The organism is Streptomyces sp. NPDC005195 (assembly GCF_040608315.1).
In the GTDB taxonomy this organism is placed as follows: domain Bacteria; phylum Actinomycetota; class Actinomycetes; order Streptomycetales; family Streptomycetaceae; genus Streptomyces; species Streptomyces kaempferi.
The window spans coordinates 24,576-51,558 of sequence record NZ_JBEXHZ010000038.1 but is presented as its reverse complement, the minus strand read 5'-3'; the positions used below and the strand labels follow the sequence as shown (position 1 = coordinate 51,558).

The window sequence follows — 26,983 nt, the reverse complement described above, 5'->3', positions numbered from 1 at the left end:
CGTGACCACCGTCCGGCTCCCCCTCTTCCCGCTGAACTCGGTACTGTTCCCCGGGCTCGTGCTGCCTCTGAACATCTTCGAGGAGCGCTATCGCGCCATGATGCGCGACCTGCTGAAGACCCCCGAGGACGAACCGCGCCGATTCGCCGTCGTCGCGATCCGCGACGGCCACGAGGTCGCGGCGAGCGGCCCCGGCATGCCTGACCAGACCGCGGTGCCCGACCGCGGGCCCGCCGCCGGCTTCGGCGACAACCCCTTCCTGGCCTTCCACGAGGTGGGCTGCATCGCGGACGCGGCGACCATCCGGGAACGTGCCGACGGCAGCTTCGAGGTACTGGCCACCGGAACCACGCGGGTACGACTGCTGTCCGTGGAGGCCTCCGGCGCGTTCCTCACCGCCGAGCTGGAGGAACTGCCGGAGGAGCCGGGCGAGGAGGCGGGCGCGCTCGCCGAAGGCGTCCTGCGCGCCTTCCGCCAGTACCAGAAGCGGCTCGCCGGCGCCCGCGAGCGCTCCCTGTCCACCGGCGCCGACCTCCCGGACGAACCGGCCGTGGTCTCCTACCTGGTGGCGGCCGCCGCGATGCTGGACATCCCGGCGAAGCAGAAGCTGCTCCAAGCCTCCGACACGGCCTCCCGCCTCCGCGAGGAGCTGAAACTCCTGCGCGCCGAGACCGCGATCATCCGTAATCTGCCGTCGTTGCCCGCGTCGGACCTGACCCGCGGCCCGACGAGCCTGAACTGACACCCCTCGCGCATCCGGGAAGGCCGATGGCGAAGAAGCCGAAGAAGCAGCAGCAGTCCGGGGGCACCCCCGCGACCGTCGCCCTGACGGCGGCAGGCGTCGCGTACACGGTGCACGCCTACGAGCACGACCCCGCGCACCCCTCCTACGGCGAGGAGGCGGCCGAGGCGATGGGCGTCTCCCCCGACCGGGTCTTCAAGACCCTGGTCGCGGACGTGGACGGCGCCCTCGTCGTCGCCGTGGTCCCGGTCGCGGGCTCCCTCGACCTGAAGGCCCTGGCCACGGCGGTGGGCGGCAAACGGGCGGCGATGGCGGACCCGGCGGCCGCCGAACGCACGACGGGCTACGTCCTCGGCGGCATCTCGCCCCTGGGCCAGCGCAGGAGACTCCGTACGGTGCTGGACGCGTCCGCCCGGCTGCACGAGACGATCTGTGTCTCGGCGGGGCGGCGCGGCCTGGAGGTCGAACTCGCCCCCGACGACCTCGCGGCCCTCACTGAGGCCGTACGCGCGCCTGTCGCACGGGGCTGAACCGGGGGAACAGGGGTCCCGCCCGTACCCGGGGGCTGCCGCTTCCCGCAACCGCCCGCAACCATCCAGCGCGGGCCCGCATCTCCAGCCCGTCCGGCGTTCGAGGACGGGCCCTTCGGGCGAAGGCGGGGGTCCAGGGGGCGCAAGCCCCTTGGCGGGGGCCTGGGGGGCGGAGCCCCCAGGACACACGGATGGGTCGGGTAGGCGGCGGGGGCGAAACACCCCGAGGCCGATGGACTCCTCAGCCCGCCGGAGGCCCCGGCGGAAACGCCGAGTAGGGACTCTCGTAGGGATCCGGATCCCGCGGCCCGAACAACGCGGTCAACCCCAGATGCACCACCAACGCACCGAGCGACCAGGCCAGCAGCGCCCCCCTCGCCCCCAGCTTCAACGGCGCGGAGAAGGTCACCCCCTTGCCCACGGCCTTGGCATGGGCGACCACGTTCTGCGTGGGCCCCAGATAGACGCCGAGCCGCCACGCGAGCAGCGACCCGAGCAGAGCGCCCACGGCGAGCCCGACGACCAGCGGCACACCCCCGCGCCGCCGCACCAGGAACACGACGGCCGCGCTGACCACCCCGAACCCGAGCGCGAGCAGCGTGAACGTTCCGTCCACCCCGATGGCCTGCTCCCCCTCGGTGTCCTTCAGATACACGGCGCTGTCGTCCGCGACCAGCGGCACATGCGGCGCCAGCCACCACCACAGCACGCCGAGCAGCACCCCCGCCAACGCCACCGCCACCGTGATGACGGCGGCGTCCCGCACTTCCGTCCTCATCCCGGGCCCATCCTTCTCGTACCCGGCGTACCCGGCGGCGCCACCGGCGGGCGGAGCCTGCCACCCGTGGGCGTTGTCCGAGGGCTGATGATGCGGCGGCGGAGGCGGAGTCAGCGGTGCGGTCACCCTGACATCGTGCCAGGCCCGGCCGACGGCCGCGTCACCGGACGGCCGCCCGGCGGTACGCCCAGGTCGCCACGGCCAGCGAGGCGACCCCGACGCCCGCGCAGACGGCGAGGTCGCCGAGGACGAAGGTCCAGTCCGGGTGCGCCCCGAAAGACCGTGCGAAGGCCTCGACGCCGTACGTCGACGGCAGCAGATCACGCCCGTACTGCACGACCGTCGGCAGCCGGTCGGCCGGCAGCACCCCCAGCAGCAGCGCCGCGGACATGCCCAGCTGCCCCAGCAGCGTCGCGAGCTCGGGCCGCGGCGCGAGCAGCCCGAGCGCCGCTCCCAGCCCGGCGAGCGCCGCGCCCGCGAGCGGGATCACCGCCACGAGCACCCACAGATGAGCCATCGGCAGCCCGAAGAGCACACAGCCGAAGACGGCGGTGGCGACGGTCCCGGGCACCGTGAAGGACGCGTACGCGCCCGCGGCACCGAGCACGACGGCGGCCGGCGGCACCGGCAGTGTCGCGTAGTGGTCGAGGCCGCCGCTGGACCGCAGGTGCCCGAAGTACTGCGCGAGGAGGTTGAGCGCGACGAAGGCGACCACCAGGACCGTCGCCCCGGCCACCACGGCCCGCGCCTCGCCCCCGCCGTCCACCACACCCCGCATCAGGATCATGATCCCGACGGACTGGAAGGTGGCCACGAACAGCAGCGGGATCCGCGCCACGCGCGCCCGGGACAGCTGCGCCCGGTACACGGCGGCGAGGGAGGGCCACAGCCGTGCCCTCGGCCCGAGTTCCACGGCGTCGCCGATCTCCTCGGCCACGGACAGCACGCTGCCCGGCAGCGCCTCTGCGGTGACGACACCGGCGGGTACGACACTCACGTCGAGCTGCTCCTCTTCGCTCCGGCAGCCGTCCTGACCCTGTTGCGCACGCCCATGACACCCCTCCCCGTCCGTACAGACTCCCCTACGGATTCCAGGCCCCTCCCGCTCACGCCTTCACCAGCCCCTGCGTGTCGCCGCCGAGCGCCAGATACACGTCCTCCAGGCTCGGCGTGGCCAGGGTGAAGTCGTCGAGCGCGGCGAAGGCGGCGCCGCCGGTGACCGTGGCGACCGCCGCCCGGGCCTCCTCGGGCGCGAGCCGGAGGGTCCAGCGGCGGCCCGCCTCGACGGCCCGGGAGCGCAGCGCGGCGACCTCGGGCACGTCCAGCGGGGCGTTCTCGCGCCAGACGAGTTCGACCCGGACCTCGCCCGCGACCCGCTCCTTGAGACCGGCCGGGGTGTCGCAGGCGATGACGCGGCCGCGGTCGAGGACGGCGACCCGGTCGAGGACGGTCTCGGCCTCGATGACGTTGTGGGTGACCAGCAGCACGGTCGTACCGCGCTCGGCGCGGCGCCGGTCGACAGCGGCCCAGACGGCCCGCCGGGCGACGGGGTCCATTCCGGTGGTCGGCTCGTCGAGCACCAGCAGCGGCCGCTCCCCGACGAGTGCGGCGGCGACGCACGCGAGCCGCCGCTGTCCGCCCGAGAGCTTCTTCAGGGGACGGGAGGCCAGCGCGGTGAGGCCCAGCTCGTCGAGTACGGCGTCCCGCTCGGCCCGCGCCTCGCGGAGCTCCAGTCCGCGCAGTCGCCCGGTCGTCTCCGCCGCCAGCGACACGGTCAGCTCGTCGAGGGCGGTGGACTCCTGTCCGAGGTAGGCGAGGATCCGCGCCGCCCGCTCGGGGTGGCGCACGATGTCGTGCCCGAGGATCTCGACACTGCCGCTGTCGGGTCGCATGAGTCCGGTGAGCTGGCGGACGAGGGTCGACTTGCCGGCACCGTTCGGCCCGAGCAGTCCGAAGATCTCGCCGCGCCGGATGTCCAGCCGCACCCCGTCGGTGGCCCGCACCTCGGGCGTGCCGGGGGCGCCCCGCCGTCCGCGGACGGCCGGATAGGTCTTGGTCAGCGCGCGCACCGCGCACACGAGACCGCCCCCGTGTCCGTTCCGGACTGCCTGTGCCGTGCGCGTACTCACGAAGGACGAGCCTACGGGGTCCGATGCCCCGTTATGCGTCCGGGGCCCTCGCCTCAGCCCGGTTCCGAGCGGCGCTGGACCGGGTCTCGAGCCCGGCGTGCGACCGGCCGGCTCCTTCACGGACCCGGACCGGGCGGGCTCCCGCACGGGCTCGGACGGCCCGGTGACCGGTTCCCGCCCACCCGCGGCGAAGGAGGCGGAAGAGAATCGGACGCGGGCTCGACCGGCTTCGGCGGGGGTGCGACGGCTCCCCGGTTCACTCCCCGGCAGGGGCGTGCTCCGCGGCCGTACGCACGTCGATCTCGCGCCAGAAACCGGCCCTGATCGCATAACGGTCGTGTTCGTCGATCTGGTCGTCCTTGTGCGCGAGCAGACCGAAGCGCGCGGCGTAGCGCAGCAGCTCGCCGTCGACGCGGTGCGGGACGCGCGGGTACATCGCGGACAGCTTCTGCAGATGGCTCTGGTCCGTCAGCCGCCCCATCCAGCGGCGCGCGAAGACCTGTCCGACCTCGTACGGGTCGCCGCCGACCGTGGTGATGTCCTCCTCCCGGTCGGCCCAGCGCTGCTCGGCGGAGGTGAGCTGGGCGAGCGTGGGCAGCGCGGCGGACTCGGCGGACTCCGTGGTGCCCCCCGGGCGCTCGACCCACCCCTTGTCGGAGGACCAGCGCAGGGTGGCGCTGGTAGGGGGCTGGACGGCCTGGACGCCGGGTGCGCGCAGTGCGGCGAGGTCCTTCGGTGTGGGGACGCCCTTGGGGGCGGGAACACGCTCCTCGGCGCCGTTCCGCGATGCGGCGGCCTGGCCGTGCTCCCCGTCCTGGGCCGGGCGCTCGGCGGAGCCGGCGAGTGAGGAGTCGGGCAGCGGCGCGGAGAGGATCGCGGCGATCTCGGGACGCGGCGCGGGCGGTGGGGCGCAGATCCCGCCGGTCTCCCTGGCCCGTACGGCCTTGGTGATCCAGGTCCGGTCCAGCACCCGCCGCTCGTCGGCCTCGGCGACCAGGTCCTCGGACTGGTTGTAGTCCCCGTCGGCGGCCTGCACGGCCCACAGGTGTACGGCGACACCGTGCTCCTTGGCGGCCATCATGCCCGGCAGCAGATCTCCGTCGCCGGTCACCAGGACCACGTCGGAGCAGGCGCGGTTGCGGGCGAGTTCGGTGAGCTCGGCGTGCATGGCGGCGTCGACGCCCTTCTGCGCCCACCGCCCGTCGCTGCGGGTCAGCGCGCCGAGGCGGACCGTCACCCGCGGCATCACCCTGAGCCTGCGGTGCTCCGGCTGCGGTACGCGGTCGGGGGCGCCGTCGAACCAGTAGATACGCAGCAGGGGCCGCTCCGTGTCGGATTCGGCACGGTCGCGGAGCCCCTGGATGAGGGCACCGTGGTCGACGGTGATCCGGGATCTCGAGGGCTCCCCGGCCAGGAGACTGGCGGCAGCACCGAGCAGATACCCGGCGTCCACCAGGACGATGCAGCGGTCCACGGGGTCCACCCTCTTTCCGGTTTCCGGGAGGTTTGCTTCGGGCTTCCTTCGAGTCTGCCCGACGGCGCGGAGGTTAACGGCCCGAACTCGATCTTCGGCGTGGCGTATCCGGGTATAACGCTCCGACAGGGCTTATTACGCACGGTAATTCTCCGAAATGCACTGCTTGTCAGGCTATGTGAATCTGGATCCGGCCCTGACCCCTCGGGCCCCACAGGAGGCAATCACCATGGCCAAGAACAAGAACCGCAAGCAGGGCAGCCAGCAGGACCGCTCCTCGCAGGCCGAACGCGCGCAGGAGCAGGCGCAGCGGTCCTCGACGGAGGCGCACACGCCGATGTCACAGGCCCAGGGCAGCCCCGCGGACGTAGCCCGCAAGCACCAGAAGCGCTTCGGCCACAACTGAGGCCACGAGTAAGGGCTGTTGAAGCCCAGACACACACCGAGGGGCGCATCCGGTCTTGGATGCGCCCCTCGCGTACCTCTGTCCCCGCCGGTGTCAGCCCGCCAGGCAGGCCGGGCCCAACAGGACCTTCAGGTCGCCGAAGAGGGCCGGATCGGCCTTCACCCGGTGCCGGTCGAGCCGCAGGACGGTGGTCTTGCGCGGGCCCTGGAGCCTGATGCGCACCTCGCTCTCGCCCTTGTGGTGGCTGAGGATCTCACCGAGCCTGCTGACCATCGGCGGAGTGACCTTCAGCGCCGGGATGGTGAGGATCACGGGCGCGTTGGTGCCCGCGTTGGACAGGTCCGGGACCTGGAGTTCCATCGCGACGAGGCGCGGCACGTCCTCGCGCTTGTCGAGGCGTCCCTTGACGAAGACGACCGCGTCCTCGACGAGTTGGGTGGACACCAGCTGGTACGTCGCGGGGAAGAACATGCACTCGATGGAGCCCGCGAGGTCCTCCACGGTGGCGATCGCCCAGGCGTTGCCCTGCTTGGTCATCTTGCGCTGCAGGCCGGAGATGATGCCGCCGATGGTGACGACGGCACCGTCCGCGTGCTCACCGCCGGTGAGCTGGGAGATGCCCGCGTCGGCCTTGTCGGACAGCACGTGTTCCAGGCCGAACAGCGGGTGGTCGGAGACGTACAGACCGAGCATCTCCCGCTCCTGGGCGAGGAGATAGGCCTTGTCCCACTCGTCGGTCGTGAACTCGACGTCGAGTCCGAAGCCGGGCTCGCTGGTGTCCTCCTCGCCCATGCCGCCGAAGAGGTCGAACTGGCCCTCGGCCTCCTTGCGCTTGACCTGCACCACGTTGTCGATCATCGGCTCGAACTGTGCGGTGAGGCCCTTGCGGGTGTGCCCCATGGTGTCGAACGCGCCGGCCTTGATCAGCGATTCCGTGGTGCGCTTGTTGCAGGCGACGGCCTCGACCTTGTCGAGGTAGTCGGGGAAGGAGCCGTACTTCCCCTTGGCCTTGCGGCTCCTGATGATCGACTCGACGACGTTCGTGCCGACGTTGCGGACGGCGGAGAGGCCGAAGAGGATCACGTCGTCGCCCTGGGCGGCGAAGTTCTGCTCCGACTCGTTGACGTTGGGCGGCAGCACCTTGATGCCCATGCGCCGGCACTCGTTGAGGTAGATCGCGGACTTGTCCTTGTCGTCCTTGACCGAGGTGAGCAGACCGGCCATGTACTCGGCCGGGAAGTTCGCCTTCAGATAGGCGGTCCAGTACGAGACCAGGCCGTACGCGGCCGAGTGCGCCTTGTTGAACGCGTAGCCGGCGAAGGGGACCAGCACGTCCCACAGGGCCTGGATCGCCTCGTCGCTGTAGCCCTTGTCCCGGGCGCCCTTCTGGTAGAGGACGAAGTTCTTCGCCAGTTCGTCGGGCTTCTTCTTGCCCATCACGCGGCGCAGGATGTCGGCCTCGCCGAGCGAGTACCCGGCGATGATCTGGGCGGCCTTCTGCACCTGCTCCTGGTACACGATCAGGCCGTAGGTGACCGCCAGAACCTCCTGGAGGGGCTCCTCCAGCTCCTTGTGGATCGGGGTGATCTCCTGGAGCTTGTTCTTGCGGAGCGCGTAGTTCGTGTGCGAGTCCATGCCCATCGGGCCGGGGCGGTAGAGCGCGGAGACGGCGGAGATGTCCTCGAAGTTGTCGGGCTTCATCAGGCGCAGCAGGGAGCGCATGGGGCCGCCGTCGAACTGGAAGACGCCGAGGGTGTCGCCGCGCTGGAGGAGTTCGAAGGTCGTCGGATCGTCGAGCGGGAGGGCCAGCAGGTCGAGGTCGATGCCCTTGTTGGACTTCACCATCTTGACGGCGTCGTCCATGATCGTCAGGTTGCGCAGGCCGAGGAAGTCCATCTTCAGCAGGCCGAGCGACTCGCACTGCGGGTAGTCCCACTGCGTGATGGTCACGCCGTCCGTGTGCCGTACCCAGACCGGGGCGTGGTCGACGATGGGCTCGCTGGACATGATGACGCCGGCGGCGTGCACGCCCATCTGCCGGACCAGGCCCTCGACGCCCTTGGCGGTGTCGATGACCTTCTTCACGTCCGGCTCGTTCTCGTACATCGCCCGGATCTCGCCCGCCTCGCTGTAGCGGGGGTGCGAGGGGTCGGTGATGCCGTTCAGGTCGATGCCCTTGCCGAGGACGTCGGCCGGCATCGCCTTGGTGAGGCGGTCGCCCATCGCGTACGGGTAGCCCAGCACGCGCGCGGAGTCCTTGATCGCGTTCTTCGCCTTGATCTTGCCGTACGTGCCGATCATGGCGACCTTGTCGGCGCCGTACTTCTCGGTCACGTACCTGATCACCTCGACGCGCCTGCGCTCGTCGAAGTCGATGTCGACGTCGGGCATGGAGACGCGCTCGGGGTTGAGGAACCGCTCGAAGATCAGACCGTGCGGGATCGGGTCGAGGTCGGTGATGCCCATGGCGTACGCGACGATCGAGCCGGCCGCGGAACCACGGCCGGGGCCGACCGCGATGCCCTGGTTCTTGGCCCACATGATGAAGTCGGCGACGACGAGGAAGTACCCCGGGAACCCCATCTGGATGATGACGTCCATCTCGTACTCGACCTGCTTCTGGCGGTCGTCGGGGACGCCGCCGGGGAAGCGGCGCTCCATGCCGAGCCGGACTTCCTCCTTGAACCAGGTGACCTCGGTGAACCCCTCGGGGATGTCGAACTTCGGCATGAGGTTCTTCGCCTCGAACATGCCGGTGGTGTCGATCTGCTCGGCGACCAGAAGGGTGTTGGCGCAGCCCTCCTGCCAGGCGTCCGAGGAGTCGACCGCGTACATCTCGTCCGTCGACTTCAGGTAGTAACCGGTGCCGTCGAAGCGGAAGCGGTCCGGGTCGGAGAGGTTCTTGCCGGTCTGGATGCAGAGCAGGGCGTCGTGCGCGGTCGCCTCGTGCGCGTACGTGTAGTGCGAGTCGTTCGTCACCAGGGGCGGGATGCCGAGCTTCTTGCCGATCTCCAGGAGGCCGTCGCGGACCCGGCGCTCGATCTCGATGCCGTGGTCCATCAGCTCCAGGAAGTAGCGGCCCTTGCCGAAGATGTCCTGGTACTCGGCGGCCGCCTTCAGCGCCTCGTCGAACTGGCCGAGGCGCAGCCGGGTCTGGAGCTCGCCGGAGGGGCAGCCGGTGGAGGCGATGAGCCCCTCGGACCACTGGGAGATGGTCTCCTTGTCCATCCGGGGCCACTTCGTGAGCCAGCCCTCGGCGTACGCGTCCGAGGAGAGCTTGAAGAGGTTGTGCAGTCCCGTCCGGTTCGCCGCCCAGATCGTCTTGTGCGTGTAACCGCCCGAACCGGACACGTCGTCGCGCTTCTGGTGCGGCTGGCCCCACTGGATCTTCCGCTTGTTGCGCCGGGACTCCGGGGCGACGTACGCCTCGATGCCGATGATCGGCGTGACGCCCGCCTTCTTGGCCGTGTGGAAGAAGTCGTACGCCCCGTGCAGGTTGCCGTGGTCGCTCATCGCGATGTGTGACATGCCCATCTCATTGCAGGCGTCGAACATGTCCTTGAGCCGCGCGGCACCGTCCAGCAGCGAGTACTGGGTGTGGACGTGCAGGTGCGTGAACGGCGGCTTCGACACGGTTTCGGCCTCCAAGAAGAACGATCGGCGACAGTCTGGGGGACAGCGTCGAAGTCTATGACGCGCGACTGACAGCCGGGATGAACACTGCCACGCGAGGCACCGCGAGGCGGTGGCGGCCGGGTGACGCGCGGCCGGATCGCCCGTACCTTCGTGCGGGGAACGCGGGCACTCCCGCGTACCTTCGTCCGTTGGGAGGACGAAGACGTCCGTCCCGGGTGGACGGCCCTGTCGTCCTTCCCTCATGTCACGCACCACCTGCACCAGGAGGCACCCAGCGATGTCGGTCCCGCAGCTCAGCGCCGAGCAACGCGGCGAGCAGATCCTCGCCGTCTTCGACACCGCCTTCGGCGAGCTCCTGGCCGCCGACCCGGCCGCGTTCCGTGTGAAGTTCCGCAAGATGGCGGCCTCCGCCTTCGCGTTCTACCGGGGCACGGCGGGGCTCTTCTACCACGACCTCGAGGGCGACCGGCGGGGCGGCCCGTACCTGGACGAGCGGACCTCCCGGGTGTGGATCCACGGCGACCTGCACGCGGAGAACTTCGGCACGTACATGGACGCCCAGGGCCGCCTGATCTTCAACGTGAACGACTTCGACGAGGCGTACGTCGGCCCCTTCACCTGGGACCTCAAGCGCTTCGCCGCCTCCGTGGCCCTCATCGGCTACGCCAAGGCGCTCAGTGACGACCAGATCACCGAGCTGGTCACGGTGTACGCGACCGCCTACCGCGAGCGCATCCACTCCCTCGCCACCGGCGCCAAGAGCGACGAGGTGCCGCCCTTCACGCTGGACACCGCCGAGGGCCCGCTGCTGGACGCGCTGCGCGACGCCCGCTCGCTGACCCGCTTCGGACTGCTCGACTCGATGACCGAGATCCGTGACTTCGAGCGCCGCTTCGCCCCCGGCGGCGGCTCCATCGAGCTGGACGCGGCCACCCGCTACAAGGTGCTCGCCGCGTTCGACGGCTACCTGGAGACGCTCCCCGAGTCCTCGCTCGCCCGTCCGGACTCGTACCGCGTGAAGGACGTCGTCGGCCGCCGCGGCATCGGCATCGGCTCGGCCGGTCTGCCCTCGTACAACATCCTGCTGGAGGGCAACAGCGACGCGCTGGAGAACGACGTCGTGATCTACATCAAGCAGGCCCAGACCCCGGCCGTCTCCCGGCACATCACGGACTCCTCGATCCGCGACTACTTCCAGCACGAGGGCCACCGCACGGTGATCTCCCAGCGCGCGCTGCAGGCACACGCCGACCCGTGGCTGGGCTGGACCGAGCTGGACGGCGCGGGCCAGCTCGTCGCCGAGGTCTCGCCGTACGCCGTGGACCTGGACTGGAGCGACATCGACGACCCGGAGGAGATCGCCTCGGTCGTCGCGGACCTCGGCCGGGCCACGGCCGCGATGCACGCGGCGGCCGACGACGAGAGCGGCCACTCGGAGCTGGTGCCGTTCTCCACGGAGCGAGCCATCGACGCGGCGATCGCGGCCGACGAGGAAGGCTTCGCCGCCCTCCTGGTCGACTTCGCGCACAGCTACGGCGCCCGCGCGCGCGGCGACCACCAGACCTTCGTGGACCTGTTCCGCAACGGCCGGATCCCCGGCCTGTAGGCACGCCGGACTCACAACGCTCCCGTAACACATAGGGACCCTTTAGGGGGCTCTTACGGGAGCGCGTGGGAGACTCGGCTCCGCTATGGACATATCCGGGACCCAGCTCAGAGCCGTGCGCGCGGCACTGTTCACGGCTGTCGTCGTGACGCTCTCCGCCGCGTCGCACGTGCTGCTGTCCCGGGTCGCGCTGCCGTTGGGCACCGTGGCCGCGATCACCGCCGCCGTCTTCGTCATCTCGTACGCGCTGGCGGGCCGCGAGCGCGGCTTCGGGCGGATCGCGGCCCTGCTCATCCCGCTGGAGCTGGCCGCCGACACGGTGTTCACCACGGGCCAGCACGTCTGTTACGGCAGGGTCGGCGGCCCGGTCGCGGGCCCGCTGCGCGCCATCGGCCTCGACGTACTGTGCGGCGGCAGCGTGGGCGCCCCCCTGGCCCGTGTGGCCGGCGGCGACCGCGCCGCCGGCCTGCTCGTGCACACCGACCCGGCCGCCGCCTGGCTGCTGCTCGCCGCGCACGTCGGCGTCGGGCTCCTCGCCGCCGCCTGGCTGCGCCGCGGCGAGCGGGCCCTGGACCAGCTGCTGCACGCCGTGGCCGCGTCCACCTTCCGGCCGCTGCTGGTCGCGGTCGCCGCGGTGACCGTACGACTGACCCCGGTACGCCGGCTCCCGCGCCCCGCGCGCCGGAGCACCCCCGCCCGTACGCGCCTGTTCGTGCACTCACTGGGACGGCGTGGCCCGCCCCGCTCGGCCGCTCTCGCCTGAGCGACAGCACCTGAGCACCAGCGGTCCCCCTTACGTATCCCGCGTACGACGAGTACGCGCCCCCATGGAGATCACCAACATGAGCAAGCGGAACAGCCAGACGGCCAAGTCGGCGGCGCGCGAGAAACTGCGCATCGAGCGCGAGCGCCAGGCCAGGCGCGACAGGATCAAGCGCCAGGCCATCGTGGCCGGCGGCATCGTCGCCGTCCTCGCGATAGCGGGCGGCGTCGGCTACGCGGTCGTACAGAACAACAAGCCCGGGTACTGGGAGGCCGCCAAGGACGACAAGCTCGTCAAGCCGGCCAACACCACCGGCGCCGACGGCACCACCGTCGTGCTCGGCAAGAGCACCGCCAAGAAGACCCTGGTGATGTACGAGGACCCGCGCTGCCCGATCTGCGCCCAGTTCGAGCAGACCGTCGGCAGCACCGTCAAGAAGGACTACGACGACGGCAAGTTCAGGCTCGAGTACGTCGGCGCCACGTTCATCGACAACGGCAGCCCCGGCGAAGGCTCGAAGAACGCCCTCAGTGCCATGGGCGCCGCGCTGAACGTGAGCCCCGAGGCCTTCCTCGAGTACAAGACCGCGCTGTACTCGGCGAAGTACCACCCGGAGGAGACGGACGACAAGTTCAAGAGCGACGACTACCTGATCAAGGTCGCGGACACGGTCTCCGCCCTCAAGGGCAACACGGCCTTCCAGAAGGCCGTGAAGGACGGCACCTACGACAAGTGGGCGCTCGACATGTCCGAGAAGTTCAACAAGAGCGGCGTGCAGGGCACTCCGACCCTGAAGATGGACGGCAAGACGCTGACGGGCTCCGACGGCAAGAACGCGCCGATGACCGTCGCCGACTTCACGACGGCGATCGGCAAGGCCCTCGCTTCCTAATGCTGTTGTCAAGCAGCCGTAGTCACTGGAGGTGCGACTTGGTAGCACCGTCGGTCACGGATCAGGGCCCACAGAACGTTGACGCGTCGGCGGGCGAGGGCGAGCACGGCTTGGACGTGCTTCTTGCCCTCAGCACGTTTGCGGTCGTAAAACGCCCGCGAGTTCGGGTCGTACCGGACGCTGACGAGCGCGGAGGTGTAGAAGACGCGCTGAAGTCTTCGGTGATAGACCACGGGCCGGTGGAGGTTGCCGCTGACCTTGCCCGAGTCGCGGGGTGCGGGAGCGACGCCGGCGAAGGCCGCCAGGGCGTCCGGGGAGTCGAAGCCGTCCAGACTGCCGCCGACAGCGGCAAGGAACTCCGCACCGAGGACGGTGCCGATGCCTGGGACGCTCTGGACTATGTCAGCGAGTTCGTGCTCGCGAAACCGGCCCTCGATGAGCTTGTCCATCTCGGAGATCTGCTCGTTGAGGGCCATCACCTCCTCGGCCAGGGTGTGGACCAGCTTCGCGATGGTCTTCTCCCCGGGGACGCAGGTGTGCTGGCGCTCAGCGGCCTCGACGGCTGCTTCGGCGAGGGCTCTGGCGCCTCGGACCTTGCGGTTGGCCAGCCACTTGGTCAGCCGCGTGACCCCGGCGCGGCGGATCGCGGCCGGGGTCTGGTGGCCCGTCAGCAGCTTGAGCGGGCCGGTGTTGGTCACGTCCAGGGCCCGCTCCAGGGCAGGGAACATACCCAGCAGTGTGCCGCGCAGGCGGTTCACCGAGCGGGTGCGGTCCTCGACGAGGTCGCCGCGGCGACCGGTCAGCAGCCGCAGTTCGATGGCGGCTTCGTCTCCGGGGCGGATGGGCCGCAGGTCGCGGCGCATCCTGGCCTGGTCGGCGATCACGTAGGCGTCGCGGGCGTCGGTCTTGCCCTCGCCGCGATAGCCGTCGGATGCCCGGTTCACCAGGCGGCCGGGGATGTAGAGGACCTCCTGACCGTGGCTGACCAGCAGGGCCAGCAGCAGCGCGGGCTCCCCGCCGGTCATGTCGATGGCCCACGTGCCTGACGGCCGTCGGCCAGGTCCAGGACGTCACCGATCAGCTTCAGCAGCTCGGGCTCGTCGTTGGCGACCCGCCGCGACAGCAGGGTCTTGCCGTCGGCGTCCAGTGCGAGGCCGTGGTGATGCCCCTTGCCGCTGTCGATCCCCGTCCATATCCGGCTCATCATGCTCCTGCCGTTCGTGTTCGTGCGGTTCGTGCCACGGACGACCTCGCCGGCATTGCTCTACGCAGCGACTTGTTCGCACTTCCTAATCGGCGGCCGAGTCGTCGTGGGGTGCCGGGTGGCGAAGCGAGCGAAGCCACGAGACGGCAGCCGCCTGATAGCCACACCCAGCACCCCTGGGCGACCCAACCCTACGAATGGCTCGATCAACCCGGTCAAGACGGTAGAGCCGCCTGACCCCTCGGGCCGTACCGGAGCACCGCCCGCGGTGGTGGCGCCGGGCCGAAATTGTCCAACAGCCGAAGAGCGGGCGAACTTTCTCGGTTCGCCCGCCCTTTGTCCGTACCGGTCGGTAACCTGACCGCTCGTGACCAGTCGTATGAGCTCATCCGACCCCTCGGGCGCCGTCAACTCCCGCGCCCCGCGCCGCCGCACGGTCGTAAAGGCCGCGGCCGCCGGCGCCGTACTCGCCGCCCCGCTCGCTGCGGCCCTGCCGGCCCGCGCCGCCGAGGCTCCCGCCTTCCTGCACGGCGTCGCCTCCGGGGATCCGCTCCCGGACGGCGTCCTGCTGTGGACCCGGGTGACCCCCACCTCCGCGGCGATACCCGGCTCCGGCATCGGCCCGGACACCGAGGTCAGCTGGACCGTCGCCAAGGACAAGGCGTTCACCACGATCGTCGCCAAGGGCTCCCTCACCGCGACGGCCGCCTCCGACCACACCGTCAAGGCCGACATCCGCGGCCTGGAACCGGCCACCGACTACTGGTTCCGCTTCTCCGCGGGCGGCACCGACTCCCCCGTCGCCCACACCCGCACCACGCCGGCCGCCGACGCCTCCGTGGCCGGCCTGCGCTTCGGCGTGGTCTCCTGCTCCAACTGGGAGGCCGGCTACTTCTCGGCCTACCGCCACCTCGCGGCCCGCGGCGACCTGGACGCCTGGCTGCACCTCGGCGACTACATCTACGAGTACAAGTCCGGCGAGTACGGGACCCGCGGCACGGTCGTACGGCCGCACTCCCCCGCGGGCGAGATCCTCACCCTCGCCGACTACCGCACCCGGCACGGCCGTTACAAGACCGACCCGGACCTCCAGGCCCTGCACCACAAGGCGCCGGTCGTGGCGATCTGGGACGACCACGAGTTCGCCGACAACGCCTGGTCGGGCGGCGCGGTCAACCACACCGAGGGCGCCGAGGGCACCTGGACCGCCCGTCAGGCGGCCGCGAAGCAGGCCTACTTCGAGTGGATGCCGGTCCGCCCGGCGATCGAGGGCACCACCTACCGCCGGCTGCGCTTCGGCAAGCTCGCCGACCTCTCCCTGCTCGACCTGCGCTCCTTCCGGTCCCAGCAGGCGTCCACGGCCAGCGGCTCGGTCGACGACCCGGACCGTACGATCACCGGCCGCGTCCAGCTCGACTGGCTGAAGTCCGGGCTCAAGGCCTCGGACACCACCTGGCGGCTGGTCGGCAACTCGGTGATGATCTCGCCGTTCGCGGTGGGGTCCCTCTCCGCCGACCTGCTCAAGCCGCTCGCCAAGCTGCTCGGCCTGCCCGGGGAGGGCATCGCCCTCAACACCGACCAGTGGGACGGCTACACCGACGACCGCCGCGAACTCCTCGCGCACCTGCGCTCCAACGCCATCCGCAACACGGTCTTCCTGACCGGTGACATCCACATGGCGTGGGCCAACGACGTGCCGGTGGACGCCGGCACCTACCCGCTGTCCCCGTCCGCCGCCACGGAGTTCGTGGTCACCTCGATGACCTCCGACAACCTCGACGACATCGTCAAGGTCCCCGAGGGCGTCGTGTCGGCGATCGCCTCCCCGGTCATCCGAGCGGCGAACCGGCACGTCCACTGGGTCGACACCGACCGCCACGGATACGGCGTCCTGGACATCACCGCCACCCGGGCGCAGATGGACTACTACGTGATCTCCGACCGCACGAACCCGAACGCCACCTCGTCCTGGACCCGTTCGTACCGCACGCCGAACGGATCGCAGAAGGTGGAACGGACCTACGACCCGGTGTAGCCACGGATCGCGGGCACCCGACCACGGCCACCGCAACCGGCTACGGCTACGGCTACGGCTGGAGACTGTCGAGGAAGCCGAGCGCCACCCTCCAGGTGGCCTCGGCCGCCTCGGCGTCGTAGTCGGGCAGTTCCGGGTCGGTGTAGAGGTGGCCAGCGCCCGCGTACCGGTAGATCTCCACCTCGGCGCCCGCTCTCCGCATCTGCAGATACCAGGCACCCAGCCAGTCGTCCGTCTCGAACTGGTCGGGCTCGGCGACATGGAGCTGGACCGGCAGTTCGTCCACCGACGCGTTCTCCGCGATGTCCGACGTGCCGTGCAGCAGGAGCAGTCCGCGGGCCTTCTCGTCGCCGAGCGCCAGGGTCTGCGCGAGGGAGGCGCCGAGGGAGAACCCGGCGTAGACCAGACCTCGGTCCGAATAGGGCGCGGCGGCCAGGACCGCGCGCTTCAGCAGCTCGACCTTGCCGATCTCGTCCTTGAAGGCCATGCCTTCCTCCACGGTCTCGAAGGTGCGCCCCTCGAAGAGGTCGGGCGTCCACACCTCGTGTCCCGCGGCCCGCAGCCGGTCGGCCGCCGCGCGCACCGCGGGCCGGGGACCGTACGTCGAGTGGAAGAGCATGATGTTCATGCGTCCCATGGTGCCAGCCGGCACCGACAGCGACGGGAGCAGGGCGTACCCCGTTCCCTCGCGAGAACACATGTTCATGACCGCCCGTGACCGGTTACGTTCTCAGTCATGGAGAACGTACTGCGCCCGATGATCGTCGTCGGCGGCTCGGTCGTGCTCGCGCTGCTCATCGGGTGGTCCGTGGACCGCGTGTTGCGCCGGGTGGACGACCGTCACAGCGAGACCTCCCTGTGGGGCCTGCTCCGCCGGGGCCGCATCCCCTTCCAGCTGGTCCTGTTCGCGGCCCTGCTCAGAGGCTCGTACGACGAGGCGAAGCTGCTGGTGGATCACCGGATCGGTATCGGCAGGACCCTGACCCTGATCCTGATCGGTGCCGCCGCCTGGCTGGTGGTGAGCATCGCGACGGCGATCGTCGAGACCTCGTACTCCCGTTACGCGAACGCGCACCGCGATCCGGCGCGGGTGCGCCGGGTCCGCACCCAGGTCGCGCTGATCCAGCGGGTGGTCACCGCGGTCGTCGGCGTCGTCGCGATCGCCGCGATGCTGCTCACCTTCCCGGCGATGCGCGCGGCCGGCGCCTCGCTGCTCGCCTCGGCCGGCATCCTCGGCATCGTCGCCGGTGTCGCCGCCCAGTCCACGCTGGCGAACCTCTTCGCCGGACTGCAGATCGCCTTCGGCGACATGGTGCGTCTCGGTGACACGGTCGTGGTGGACGGCGAGTGGGGCACGGTCGAGGAGATCACTCTGACGTTCCTGACCGTCCGCACCTGGGACGAGCGCCGGATCACCATGCCGGTCTCGTACTTCACCTCGAAGCCCTTCGAGAACTGGTCGCGCGGCACCCCGCAGATGACCGGCATCGTCTTCTTCCACCTCGACCACAGCGCGCCGGTGGAGGCCATGCGGGAGCAGCTGCGGGACATCCTGCGCGAGTGCCCGGCCTGGGACGGCCGTGACTACGGTATGGCGGTCACCGACTCGACGCCCAACACCATCCAGGTGCGCGCCCTGGTCACGGCCAAGGACGCGGACGACATCTGGACGGTACGGGTCACGGTGCGCGAGCAGATGATCCGCTGGCTGACCGAGAAGCATCCCCACGCCCTCCCCCGCGTCAACACGGCGGAGGCGGTGCCGCCGCCGGGGCAGCTCCCCGGCCCGACCCGCGCCGAGCCCGACGGCGCGGCGACCACCCGCCACAACCACGCCCACGCCTCCGGCCCGCCCCGCACGGGACCGGGCCGCGGCTGACCCCCACCGACCGACCCCCACCACTCACCCCCACCACGAATCCCGCGGGCGCCGGCGGGGGAACACACCCCCCGGGCCGGCGCACCGTCAGCGCAGGCTGCGCACGTCCAGATGCCGCAGCACCCGGTCCACGATCTCCGGATCCGCCCCCGGCTCACTGCGCGCGGACAGCACCTCGTGCCGGGCCGCGCTCATCATCTCCCCCTGGATGCGCCGGATCCGCTTGATCCGCCGCGCCCGCTGCTCGTACGCCTCGCGCCGTTCCTCGTCCCCCAGGTCCGGGCTGATCCGCGTCCCGATGTCGAAGGCCCGCCGCAGCAACTGCTCGGACACCTCCTCCGACAGCTCCTCGACCTCCTCGATCTCCTTCAGCCTCCGCTTCGCGGCCCTGGCCGCCCGGACCGCCAGTTCCTTCTCGAAGGCCTTCTCGACATCCTCGTCCGCCCGCACCCCGAGCCGTCTGACGAGCCACGGCAGCGTGAGCCCCTGCAGCACGAGCGTCGCCATGATCACACCGAAGGCGATGAACACGATCTCGTCCCGGTCGGGGAACGGCGACCCGTCGTCCATCTTCAGCGGAATCGCCAGCGCGAGGGCCACGGAGGCGACCCCGCGCATCCCCGACCACCACATCACCACGGTCTCCCGCCACGACGTGGGGATCTCCTCGTCGTAGTCCCGTTTCGCGTGCAGCCGTTTCGTCAGCCAGGTCGCCGGGAGCAGCCATGCCAGCCGTACGAGCACGACGACGGCGACGATCGCGGCCGCCCACCCGAGCATCTCGCCCCACCGTCCGGCCGCCGTCCGGATCGCGTTGTGCAGCTCGAGCCCGATCAGTCCGAAGGCGACGCCGGTGACGAGCGTGTCCACCACGTCCCAGAACGTGTGCCCGGCCAGCCGTGTCAGGACGTCGTCGGCGTCGGTGGCGTACTCCGCCAGGAACAGCGCGGTGGTGAGCACGGCGAGCACCCCGGAGCCGTGCAGTTCCTCCGCCAGTACGTACGCGGCGTAGGGCACCAGCAGCGTCAGCCCGACCTGCAGCGTGGCGTCGCCGAGCAGATCCATCAGCTTGTTCGCCGCCCACCCGAGGCCCACCCCGGCGGCGACCGCGACGACCGCGGACAGCACCAGGTCGAACCCGGCCCGCCACGGCGAGAAGGACCCGCTCACGGCGGCCGCGATCGCGACGTGGTAGAGCACGATGGCCGTCACGTCGTTGAAGAGCCCCTCGCCCTCCAGGATCGACACCAGCCTGCGGGGCAGCCCGAGCTGTCCCGCGACGGCGGTCGCGGCGACCGGGTCGGGCGGCGCCACGAGCGCGCCCAGGGCCACGGCGGCGGCGAGCGGCAGCCCCGGCACGATCGTGTTGGCGACGACCGCCACGGCCCCGGTGGTGAGGAACACCAGCGCCACGGCCAGCAGGAAGATCGGCCGTTTGTTGGCGGTGAACTGTCTCCACGAGGTCCGCCGCACCGAGGCGTACAGCAGCGGCGGCAACAGCAGGGGCAGGATCAGGTCCGGCCGGATGTCCACGTTGGGCACAAAGTCCAGCACGGCCAGCGCGATCCCGAGGAGCGTCATCAGCACCGGCGCCGGCAGCCCGAGGCGGTCCCCCACCGGGACGCTCACCACGGCCCCGAGCAACAGCATGAACAACAGAGCCAACTGATCCACGGTCAGCGCTCCCGCGAGGTCTAGGCGATCAAGAAGGGGCCGGACCCCAAGCCTGCCACGCCGCTACGACAATGCCCTCCCGGCAGCCCCGCCCGCGCACCTCTCACAGGGCCTTGCGCATCGCCCGGTGGTCGATCCCCGCGTCGAGGAACTCCTCGCCGTACGCCACGTAGCCGAGCCGCTCGTAGAAGCCCAGCGCATGCGTCTGCGCGTGCAGATCCACCGACGTGAGTCCGCGCGCGCGTGCCGCGTCCTCGATGGCGCCGACGAGGGCGATCCCCACGCCGAGTCCGCGCGCCTCCCTGGTCACGGCGAGCCGTCCCAGCGAACCGACGCGCGGGTCGCCGCCGGTCTTCGCGGCCGCGTCCTCGCCGGACAGGAGCCGCCCGGTGCCCAGCGGCGTCCCGTCGTCACGGACGGCCAGCACGTGCAGCGCCCCGGCGTCGTAGGCGTCGTACTCGATGTCCTCGCTGACGCCCTGCTCGCCGACGAAGACCTCCTTGCGCACCGCGAAGCACGCCTCACGGTCGGCGGGGTCCTCGGCCACCCGCAGCGTGTACGGGACGGTCATGCGTTGCTCTCCTCGCGCACCCTGTCGAGGGCCTTCTGCAGGTCCTCGGGGTAGTCGCACGCGAACTCGACCCACCGGCCGTCCCCCGGGTGCTCGAAACCGAGCCGGACCGCTTGCAGCCACTGCCGGGTGAGGCCGAGGCGCTTCGCGAGCGTGGGGTCGGCGCCGTAGGTCAGGTCACCGACACAGGGGTGGCGGTGGGCCGACATGTGGACGCGGATCTGGTGCGTGCGCCCGGTCTCCAGCTTGATGTCGAGCAGGGAGGCCGCGCGGAACGCCTCCACCAGGTCGTAGTGCGTGACCGACGGCTTGCCCTCGGCCGTGACGGCCCACTTGTAGTCGTGGTTCGGATGCCGGCCGATGGGGGCGTCGATGGTGCCGCTCGTCGGGTCCGGGTGGCCCTGCACGAGCGCGTGGTAGCGCTTGTCGACCGTGCGCTCCTTGAACTGGCGCTTGAGCGACGTGTACGCGTACTCGGACTTGGCGACGACCATCAGGCCGGACGTGCCCACGTCGAGGCGGTGCACGATGCCCTGGCGCTCGGAGGCGCCCGAGGTGGAGATGCGGTAGCCGGCGGCCGCGAGACCGCCGATCACGGTCGGTCCCGACCAGCCGGGGCTGGGGTGCGCGGCGACGCCGACCGGCTTGACGATCACGACCACGTCATCGTCGTCGTGCACGATCTCCATGCCCTCGACGGGCTCGGCGACGATCTGCACGGGGGCGGGAGCCTGCGGCATCTCGACTTCCAGCCAGGCGCCGCCGTGCAGCCGCTCGGACTTGCCGACCACCGAACCGTCGACCGTGACCTTCCCCGCCGCGGCGAGCTCGGCGGCCTTCGTGCGGGAGAAGCCGAACATCCGGGAGATGACGGCGTCGACGCGCTCGCCCTCCAGGCCGTCGGGCACGGGCAGGGTACGGATCTCGGGAACGGTGCTCACCCGTCGAGTATGCCGGACCGGTCGGACACCCCCCGACCAGAGGCCGAACGCCAGTGCCCCCGAGGGGGTCCCGACGGCCGGTACGCACCCGGTTCTCACGGTGCTCGCCGGCCTGGTCGGTCCTCGCCAGTCCTCGTAGGGACGCGTCAGTCCTTGTGCACGGTCCCGTCGGGGTCCAGCCCGCGGAAGGACAGCAGCACGATGAGGATGCCGCCGCACACGATCGCCGAGTCGGCCAGGTTGAAGACGGCGAAGTGCTTGGGCGCGATGAAGTCGACGACCGCGCCCTCGAAGATGCCGGGCGAGCGGAAGATCCGGTCGGTGAGATTGCCCAGCGCGCCGCCCAGCAGCAGACCGAGCGCGATCGCCCAGGGCAGGCTGTAGAGCTTGCGCGCGAGCCGGGCGATCACGATGATCACCGCCGCGGCGATCATCGTGAAGATGATCGTGAACGCCTCACCGAAGCCGAAGGCGGCGCCCGCGTTGCGGATGGCCTCGAACTTCAGCCAGTCCCCGACGATCTCGATCGGCGCGTGGTGCTCCAGCCTGGCGACCACGAGCAGCTTGCTGCCGAGGTCGAGGGCGTACGCCAGCACGGCGACCGTGAACAGGACGGCGATCCTGCGCTTGCCCTTCGGCGGCTGGGCCGGGGCCGCCGCGCCCTCGTCCGTCCCGGACCGCTCGGCCGGGGACGACTCGCCGGGGCCGGAGCGGTCGCCCGGCGTCGTGTTCCCGTCGGACTGCTCCGGCTCGGATCCCGCCGTTCCTGCGGAATCCGGCGTACCGATGATGCGCTCCGCCTCTGTCACGTGAGTGAGTCCCTCGACCTAGGTGCCTGACTGAGGACGAGGGTACGTCACGCCCCCCGGCATTCACGTGCGCAGGAGCCCTCCCACGCCGTTCAGTACCGGCGTTCCTGCTTCTGCTTGCATTCGACGCACAGAGTGGCGCGCGGGAAGGCCTGCATCCGGGCCTTGCCGATGGGGTCCCCGCAGTTCTCGCAGAGCCCGTACGTGCCTGCGTCGAGTTTCTCCAGAGCGCGCTCGGTCTGGACGAGCATCTCGCGCGCGTTGGCGGCCAGGGCCATCTCCGACTCGCGGGTGATGTTCTTCGTGCCGGTGTCCGCCTGGTCGTCACCCGCGCCGTCCCCGGAGTCGCGCATCAGGCCCGCGAGCGACTCCTCCGACGTCGTGATCTCCGTGCTCAGCCGCAGCGCCTCGGACTGCAGCTCCGCGCGCGCGTCCGCGACCTCCGCGGGGGTCCAGGGGTCCTCACCCGGGCGCACCGCGAGCTCGCCGGGCTCCACCGCGGAGATCCGCGCCTTGGGGAGCGCGGTGGACTTCCCGGCCGCCGTGGCCGTGCCAGGGGTCTTCTTCGCAACCACCGTCGGAGCTCCCGTCGTCTTCGCGGCCCGGGCCGCGTCCCCGGCCGCGGAAGCGGCCGTCTTCTTCGTCCTGCTCGCGTTCTTCCTCGCCGTGCCGGTGCTCTTCTTCGCCGTGCCGGTGGCCTTCTTGGCCGTCCCGGTGCTCTTCCCGGCCGCGCTCCGGGCGGTCCGCTTCGCGGCGCCGCCCTTGGCGGTGGCGCCCGCCGGTCCCGGTTCCTCCGGAACGGACTTCTCGGCCACCGCCCTCTTGGTGGCCGTCTTCTCGGCGACGGTCTTCTTGGTACCCGTTTTTCCGGCGGCCGTGCCCACCGGCGCGGTACCGCTCCCGGGCTCCGCCGGGGACCCCTGTGCGCTCTTCTTGCCACCCACGTCCTTGGCCGCCGGACCCGTGGATCTTCCGGACGCCGACTGCTGTACGGCGGTCTTTTTCGCCACCATGGCCGCGGCCCCTTCACATATGGTGATCTCGCGCGCAAATCGCTCTGGGACGATAAATCGACTTCCGGCCCGCGGCAACGGGGCACGCCCACCTTCCGGCCGCCCCGCAGGTCCCGCCTGACGAGCCTGCATGCGTTGTGCCCAGCTCCCCGCCCGGTAATCCGCCAGGCCCCGCGTCCCGGAACACGGACCACGGCGCCTGCCCATTCGGGTCAGCCCGCCCGCCGCCGGGGCACCCCGGCCCGCACCGGCCGAGGCGTCGGGAAAACCGGTCGGCCACCGTGCGCGCGGCGCCGTACACTGGGCGCAGCGAGAAGCGTGGATGGGGACGAGTAGCGGCGTACGCGGCCAGGAGCGACCCGGGGACGGTGGAAGCCCGGGGGCGAGCGCGACGCGAAGATCACCCCGGAGCCGCCGGAAGAAAGCCGCAGCCGACAGGCGGCGGTCGGTAGACCCGGCATCGCGACCCCAATGAGGGGGTTCACCGGCGCACAGCACGTGCCGGGGAGCCAAGGAGGGTGGTACCGCGGGAGCACGCCGCACACGGCGTCCGCAGCAGCTACTGGGCAGCGGCACGGGCTCTCGTCCCTCCGGACGGAAGGCAGAAAGTCCGCCGGAGGAAGCTCGCTGATGACAACGCCGACGTACCGCCAGGTGCCCGCCCAGGTCGACCTGCCCGCCCTCGAGCACGCCGTGCTCGATTTCTGGCGCGAGCAGAAGATCTTCGCCAAGAGCCTCGAGCGGTCCGAGGGACGCCCTGAATGGGTGTTCTACGAAGGCCCGCCCACCGCGAACGGCATGCCGGGAGCGCACCACATCGAGGCGCGCGTCTTCAAGGACGTCTTCCCGCGCTTCCGCACCATGCGCGGGTACCACGTGGCCCGCAAGGCCGGCTGGGACTGCCACGGCCTGCCGGTGGAGCTCGCCGTGGAGAAGGAGCTCGGTTTCACGGGCAAGCAGGACATCGAGGCGTACGGCATCGCCGAGTTCAACGCCAGGTGCCGCGAGTCCGTGACCCGTCACACCGACGCCTTCACCGAGCTCACGAACCGCATGGGCTACTGGGTCGACCTGGACGACGCGTACCGCACGATGGACCCCGAGTACGTGGAGTCCGTGTGGTGGTCGCTGAAGGAGATCTTCAACAAGGGCCTGCTGGTCCAGGACTACCGCGTCGCCCCGTGGTGCCCCCGCGACGAGACCGGCCTGTCGGACCACGAGCTGGCGCAGGGCTACGAGACGATCGTCGACCCGTCCGTGTACGTCCGTTTCCCGCTCACCTCCGGTCCGCTGGCCGGCGAGGCCGCGCTCCTGGTGTGGACGACGACCCCGTGGACGCTGGTCTCCAACACCGCGGTCGCCGCGCACCCCACCGTCACCTACGTGGTCGCCACGAACGGCGAGGAGAAACTCGTCGTCGCCGAGCCGCTCGTCGGGAAGGCGCTCGGTGAGGGCTGGGAGACCACCGGCGAGACCTTCACCGGTGCCGAGATGGAACGCTGGACGTATCAGCGGCCGTTCGAGCTGGTGGAGTTCACCGAGCCCGCCCACTACATGGTGAACGCGGAGTACGTGACGACCGAGGACGGTACGGGCCTGGTCCACCAGTCCCCCGCCTTCGGCGAGGACGACCTCAAGGTCTGCCGCGCGTACGGACTGCCGGTGGTGAACCCCGTCCGCCCGAACGGCACCTTCGAGGAGGACGTCCCGCTCGTCGGCGGCGTCTTCTTCAAGAAGGCGGACGAAAAGCTCACGGAGGACCTCCAGGCCCGCGGGCTGCTCTTCAAGCACGTCCCGTACGAGCACAGCTACCCGCACTGCTGGCGCTGCCACACCGCGCTCCTCTACTACGCGCAGCCGTCCTGGTACATCCGCACCACCGCCGTGAAGGACCGTCTCCTCGAGGAGAACGAGAAGACCAACTGGTTCCCGGAGTCGGTCAAGCACGGCCGCTTCGGCGACTGGCTGAACAACAACATCGACTGGGCGCTGTCCCGCAGCCGCTACTGGGGCACCCCGCTCCCGCTGTGGCGCTGCGAGAACGACCACCTCACCTGCGTCGGCTCCCGCGCGGAGCTGACCGGGCTGACCGGCACCGACCAGTCGGACCTGGACCCGCACCGCCCGTACATCGACGCCGTCACCTTCGCCTGCCCGCAGTGCGAGGCGACGGCGACCCGCGTCCCCGAGGTCATCGACGCCTGGTACGACTCGGGCTCGATGCCGTTCGCGCAGTGGGGCTATCCGTACAAGAACAAGGAGATCTTCGAGAGCCGCTACCCGGCGCAGTTCATCTCGGAGGCCATCGACCAGACGCGCGGCTGGTTCTACACGATGATGGCGGTCGGCACCCTCGTCTTCGACCAGTCGTCCTACGAGAACGTGGTGTGCCTGGGCCACATCCTCGCCGAGGACGGCCGCAAGATGTCCAAGCACCTGGGCAACATCCTGCAGCCGATCCCGCTCATGGACCAGCACGGCGCGGACGCGGTGCGCTGGTTCATGGCCGCCGGCGGCTCCCCCTGGGCAGCCCGCCGCGTCGGCCACGGCACCATCCAGGAGGTCGTCCGCAAGACCCTCCTGACCTACTGGAACACGGTCGCCTTCCAGGCCCTGTACGCCCGCACCTCCGGCTGGGCGCCCAGCGAGGCGGACCCGGCGCCGGCCGACCGCCCGGTCCTCGACCGCTGGCTCCTCTCCGAGCTGCACGCCCTCACCGACCAGGTGACCCAGGCACTGGAGACCTACGACACCCAGCGCGCCGGAAAGCTCCTCTCGGCGTTCGTCGACGACCTCTCCAACTGGTACGTGCGCCGCTCGCGCCGCCGCTTCTGGCAGGGCGACAAGGCCGCGCTGCGCACCCTGCACGAGGTCGTCGAGACCGTGACGCGCCTGATGGCCCCACTGACCCCGTTCATCACCGAGCGGGTCTGGCAGGACCTGATCGCGCCGGTCACGCCGGACGCCCCCGAGTCCGTGCACCTGTCGTCGTGGCCGGAGCCGGACCTGTCCGCCATCGATCCCGCGCTGTCGCGGCAGATGGTGCTGGTCCGCCGTCTCGTCGAGCTCGGCCGTGCCACCCGCGCGGAGTCGGGCGTCAAGACCCGCCAGCCGCTGTCCCGCGCGCTGATCGCGGCGACCGGCTTCGACTCGCTCGACCCCGAACTGCACGCGCAGATCACGGAGGAACTGAACGTCAGCGGTCTCGCCTCGCTCTCCGAGGTGGGCGGCTCGCTGGTCGACACCACGGCCAAGGCCAACTTCCGCGCGCTCGGCAAGCGCTTCGGCAAGGGCGTCCAGGCCGTCGCGAAGGCGATCGCCGAGACGGACGCGGCGGCCCTCTCCCTCGCCCTGCGCGAGGGCACGGCCGCGGTGCTGGTCGACAGCGAGACGGTCACCCTGGCTCCGGACGAGGTGATCATCACGGAAACCCCGCGCGAGGGCTGGTCGGTGGCGTCCGACTCCGGCGCCACGGTCGCCCTCGACCTGGAGATCACCGAGGAACTGCGCCAGGCGGGCCTCGCCCGTGACGCGATCCGCCTCATCCAGGAGGCCCGCAAGAACAGCGGCCTCGATGTGGCCGACCGGATCGCGCTGCGCTGGACGTCCACCGACCCGGCCGTCATCGCGGCCCTGTCCGAGCACTCCGACCTCATCGCCGACGAGGTCCTCGCCACGGACTTCGCCCAGGGCCAGGCCGAGGACACCTACGGCGCCCCGTTCACCGACGAGTCCCTGTCGCTGACCTTCCGCCTGCACAAGGCGTAACACCGGGCGGCGGGGCCGTCGACCTGAACGGCCCCGCCCCCGAACGCCTGACGGGCCGCAGGACGAGCACAGCGCCCCCAGGTGCGCGCGGAACCGCGCGACCGGACCCGCCACCCCGCAACCGAGAACGACC

20 protein-coding genes and 1 pseudogene are annotated in these 26,983 nt (G+C 70.8%); 9 read left to right on the top strand and 12 right to left on the bottom strand.

Annotated features, from left to right (window positions below; translation table 11 throughout):
• The first annotated feature begins 1 nt into the window (after position 1).
• Positions 2 to 742, top strand: coding sequence for an LON peptidase substrate-binding domain-containing protein (locus ABZV34_RS28300; RefSeq protein WP_329526142.1), 741 nt, complete (start codon positions 2 to 4; stop codon positions 740 to 742).
• A 26-nt stretch (positions 743 to 768) separates the two neighbouring features.
• The gene (ybaK, locus tag ABZV34_RS28295) at positions 769 to 1,272 is read left to right on the top strand and encodes a Cys-tRNA(Pro) deacylase (protein WP_356282455.1); all 504 of its coding nucleotides are present in this window, start codon (positions 769 to 771) and stop codon (positions 1,270 to 1,272) included.
• 241 nt (positions 1,273 to 1,513) lie between these two features.
• On the opposite strand, the gene ABZV34_RS28290 is transcribed toward ybaK, so the two are convergent.
• From ABZV34_RS28290 to ABZV34_RS28275, 4 genes are all read right to left on the bottom strand, one after another.
• Positions 1,514 to 2,176 carry an AAA family ATPase gene (locus ABZV34_RS28290; protein ID WP_356282452.1) on the bottom strand — a complete coding sequence of 221 codons (663 nt, stop codon included), beginning with the start codon at positions 2,174 to 2,176 and terminating at the stop codon, positions 1,514 to 1,516.
• A gap of 34 nt (positions 2,177 to 2,210) precedes the next feature.
• Complete coding sequence (locus tag ABZV34_RS28285) at positions 2,211 to 3,047, bottom strand: ABC transporter permease (protein ID WP_356282449.1); 837 nt, start codon at positions 3,045 to 3,047, stop codon at positions 2,211 to 2,213.
• 109 nt (positions 3,048 to 3,156) lie between these two features.
• Positions 3,157 to 4,128, bottom strand: coding sequence for an ABC transporter ATP-binding protein (locus ABZV34_RS28280; protein ID WP_356282488.1), 972 nt, complete (start codon positions 4,126 to 4,128; stop codon positions 3,157 to 3,159).
• Positions 4,129 to 4,435: 307 nt separating this feature from the next.
• Entirely contained in the window at positions 4,436 to 5,653 is a 1,218-nt protein-coding gene (locus ABZV34_RS28275) for an NYN domain-containing protein (protein WP_356282446.1), read from the bottom strand.
• A gap of 229 nt (positions 5,654 to 5,882) precedes the next feature.
• Between ABZV34_RS28275 and ABZV34_RS28270 the strand changes: the two genes are divergently transcribed.
• Positions 5,883 to 6,059, top strand: coding sequence for a hypothetical protein (locus ABZV34_RS28270; protein WP_351718453.1), 177 nt, complete (start codon positions 5,883 to 5,885; stop codon positions 6,057 to 6,059).
• 93 nt (positions 6,060 to 6,152) lie between these two features.
• Here the strand turns inward: ABZV34_RS28270 and dnaE are convergent, their stop codons facing one another.
• Positions 6,153 to 9,692 (bottom strand): DNA polymerase III subunit alpha, encoded by a 3,540-nt coding sequence (gene dnaE, locus ABZV34_RS28265; protein ID WP_356282443.1) that lies wholly within the window; start codon positions 9,690 to 9,692, stop codon positions 6,153 to 6,155.
• A gap of 280 nt (positions 9,693 to 9,972) precedes the next feature.
• On the opposite strand from dnaE, the gene ABZV34_RS28260 reads away from it, so the two are divergent.
• The 3 genes from ABZV34_RS28260 to ABZV34_RS28250 all read left to right on the top strand — a co-directional run bounded on the left by ABZV34_RS28260 (position 9,973) and on the right by ABZV34_RS28250 (position 12,956).
• A complete protein-coding gene (locus ABZV34_RS28260) occupies positions 9,973 to 11,301 on the top strand; it encodes a DUF2252 domain-containing protein (RefSeq protein ID WP_356282441.1) in 1,329 nt (442 codons plus the stop codon).
• Between the two features lie 85 nt (positions 11,302 to 11,386).
• Positions 11,387 to 12,064: a hypothetical protein gene (locus tag ABZV34_RS28255; protein WP_356282438.1), complete on the top strand. Its 678-nt coding sequence runs from the start codon at positions 11,387 to 11,389 to the stop codon at positions 12,062 to 12,064.
• A 79-nt stretch (positions 12,065 to 12,143) separates the two neighbouring features.
• Entirely contained in the window at positions 12,144 to 12,956 is an 813-nt protein-coding gene (locus tag ABZV34_RS28250; RefSeq protein ID WP_356282435.1) for a DsbA family protein, read from the top strand.
• Between the two features lie 8 nt (positions 12,957 to 12,964).
• On the opposite strand, the pseudogene ABZV34_RS28245 reads toward ABZV34_RS28250, so the two are convergent.
• Positions 12,965 to 14,163, bottom strand: a pseudogene (locus tag ABZV34_RS28245) (IS110 family transposase).
• Positions 14,164 to 14,527: 364 nt separating this feature from the next.
• Between ABZV34_RS28245 and ABZV34_RS28240 the strand changes: the two are divergent.
• Positions 14,528 to 16,195: an alkaline phosphatase D family protein gene (locus ABZV34_RS28240; RefSeq protein WP_356282432.1), complete on the top strand. Its 1,668-nt coding sequence runs from the start codon at positions 14,528 to 14,530 to the stop codon at positions 16,193 to 16,195.
• A 52-nt stretch (positions 16,196 to 16,247) separates the two neighbouring features.
• Here the strand turns inward: ABZV34_RS28240 and ABZV34_RS28235 are convergent, their stop codons facing one another.
• Entirely contained in the window at positions 16,248 to 16,823 is a 576-nt protein-coding gene (locus ABZV34_RS28235; protein WP_356282429.1) for a dienelactone hydrolase family protein, read from the bottom strand.
• Positions 16,824 to 16,931: 108 nt separating this feature from the next.
• Between ABZV34_RS28235 and ABZV34_RS28230 the strand changes: the two genes are divergently transcribed.
• Entirely contained in the window at positions 16,932 to 18,074 is a 1,143-nt protein-coding gene (locus ABZV34_RS28230) for a mechanosensitive ion channel domain-containing protein (RefSeq protein ID WP_356282426.1), read from the top strand.
• Positions 18,075 to 18,161: 87 nt separating this feature from the next.
• On the opposite strand, the gene ABZV34_RS28225 is transcribed toward ABZV34_RS28230, so the two are convergent.
• From ABZV34_RS28225 to ABZV34_RS28205, 5 genes are all read right to left on the bottom strand, one after another.
• Positions 18,162 to 19,748 carry a Na+/H+ antiporter gene (locus ABZV34_RS28225; protein ID WP_356282423.1) on the bottom strand — a complete coding sequence of 529 codons (1,587 nt, stop codon included), beginning with the start codon at positions 19,746 to 19,748 and terminating at the stop codon, positions 18,162 to 18,164.
• A gap of 103 nt (positions 19,749 to 19,851) precedes the next feature.
• Positions 19,852 to 20,319: a GNAT family N-acetyltransferase gene (locus ABZV34_RS28220; RefSeq protein ID WP_356282420.1), complete on the bottom strand. Its 468-nt coding sequence runs from the start codon at positions 20,317 to 20,319 to the stop codon at positions 19,852 to 19,854.
• Entirely contained in the window at positions 20,316 to 21,260 is a 945-nt protein-coding gene (locus ABZV34_RS28215; RefSeq protein WP_356282417.1) for an RluA family pseudouridine synthase, read from the bottom strand. The genes ABZV34_RS28220 and ABZV34_RS28215 overlap by 4 nt, the downstream gene beginning before the upstream one ends.
• Before the next feature lie 146 nt (positions 21,261 to 21,406).
• Entirely contained in the window at positions 21,407 to 22,069 is a 663-nt protein-coding gene (lspA, locus tag ABZV34_RS28210; RefSeq protein WP_356282414.1) for a signal peptidase II, read from the bottom strand.
• 92 nt (positions 22,070 to 22,161) lie between these two features.
• Positions 22,162 to 23,082, bottom strand: coding sequence for a TraR/DksA C4-type zinc finger protein (locus ABZV34_RS28205; RefSeq protein ID WP_356282411.1), 921 nt, complete (start codon positions 23,080 to 23,082; stop codon positions 22,162 to 22,164).
• A 630-nt stretch (positions 23,083 to 23,712) separates the two neighbouring features.
• Between ABZV34_RS28205 and ileS the strand changes: the two genes are divergently transcribed.
• A complete protein-coding gene (gene ileS / locus ABZV34_RS28200) occupies positions 23,713 to 26,850 on the top strand; it encodes an isoleucine--tRNA ligase (RefSeq protein ID WP_356282409.1) in 3,138 nt (1,045 codons plus the stop codon).
• Positions 26,851 to 26,983: the final 133 nt, after the last annotated feature.

What these genes read in the sequence shown, in the direction of transcription:
- ABZV34_RS28230 (WP_356282426.1), top strand. Translation starts at nt 16,932, where the DNA reads ATGGAGAACGTACTGCGCCCGATGATCGTCGTCGGCGGCTCGGTCGTG.
- ABZV34_RS28205 (WP_356282411.1), bottom strand. Translation starts at nt 23,082, where the DNA reads ATGGTGGCGAAAAAGACCGCCGTACAGCAGTCGGCGTCCGGAAGATCC.
- ABZV34_RS28255 (WP_356282438.1), top strand. Translation starts at nt 11,387, where the DNA reads ATGGACATATCCGGGACCCAGCTCAGAGCCGTGCGCGCGGCACTGTTC.
- ABZV34_RS28235 (WP_356282429.1), bottom strand. Translation starts at nt 16,823, where the DNA reads ATGAACATCATGCTCTTCCACTCGACGTACGGTCCCCGGCCCGCGGTG.
- ABZV34_RS28260 (WP_356282441.1), top strand. Translation starts at nt 9,973, where the DNA reads ATGTCGGTCCCGCAGCTCAGCGCCGAGCAACGCGGCGAGCAGATCCTC.
- ABZV34_RS28270 (WP_351718453.1), top strand. Translation starts at nt 5,883, where the DNA reads ATGGCCAAGAACAAGAACCGCAAGCAGGGCAGCCAGCAGGACCGCTCC.
- ileS (WP_356282409.1), top strand. Translation starts at nt 23,713, where the DNA reads ATGACAACGCCGACGTACCGCCAGGTGCCCGCCCAGGTCGACCTGCCC.
- ybaK (WP_356282455.1), top strand. Translation starts at nt 769, where the DNA reads ATGGCGAAGAAGCCGAAGAAGCAGCAGCAGTCCGGGGGCACCCCCGCG.
- ABZV34_RS28250 (WP_356282435.1), top strand. Translation starts at nt 12,144, where the DNA reads ATGAGCAAGCGGAACAGCCAGACGGCCAAGTCGGCGGCGCGCGAGAAA.
- ABZV34_RS28220 (WP_356282420.1), bottom strand. Translation starts at nt 20,319, where the DNA reads ATGACCGTCCCGTACACGCTGCGGGTGGCCGAGGACCCCGCCGACCGT.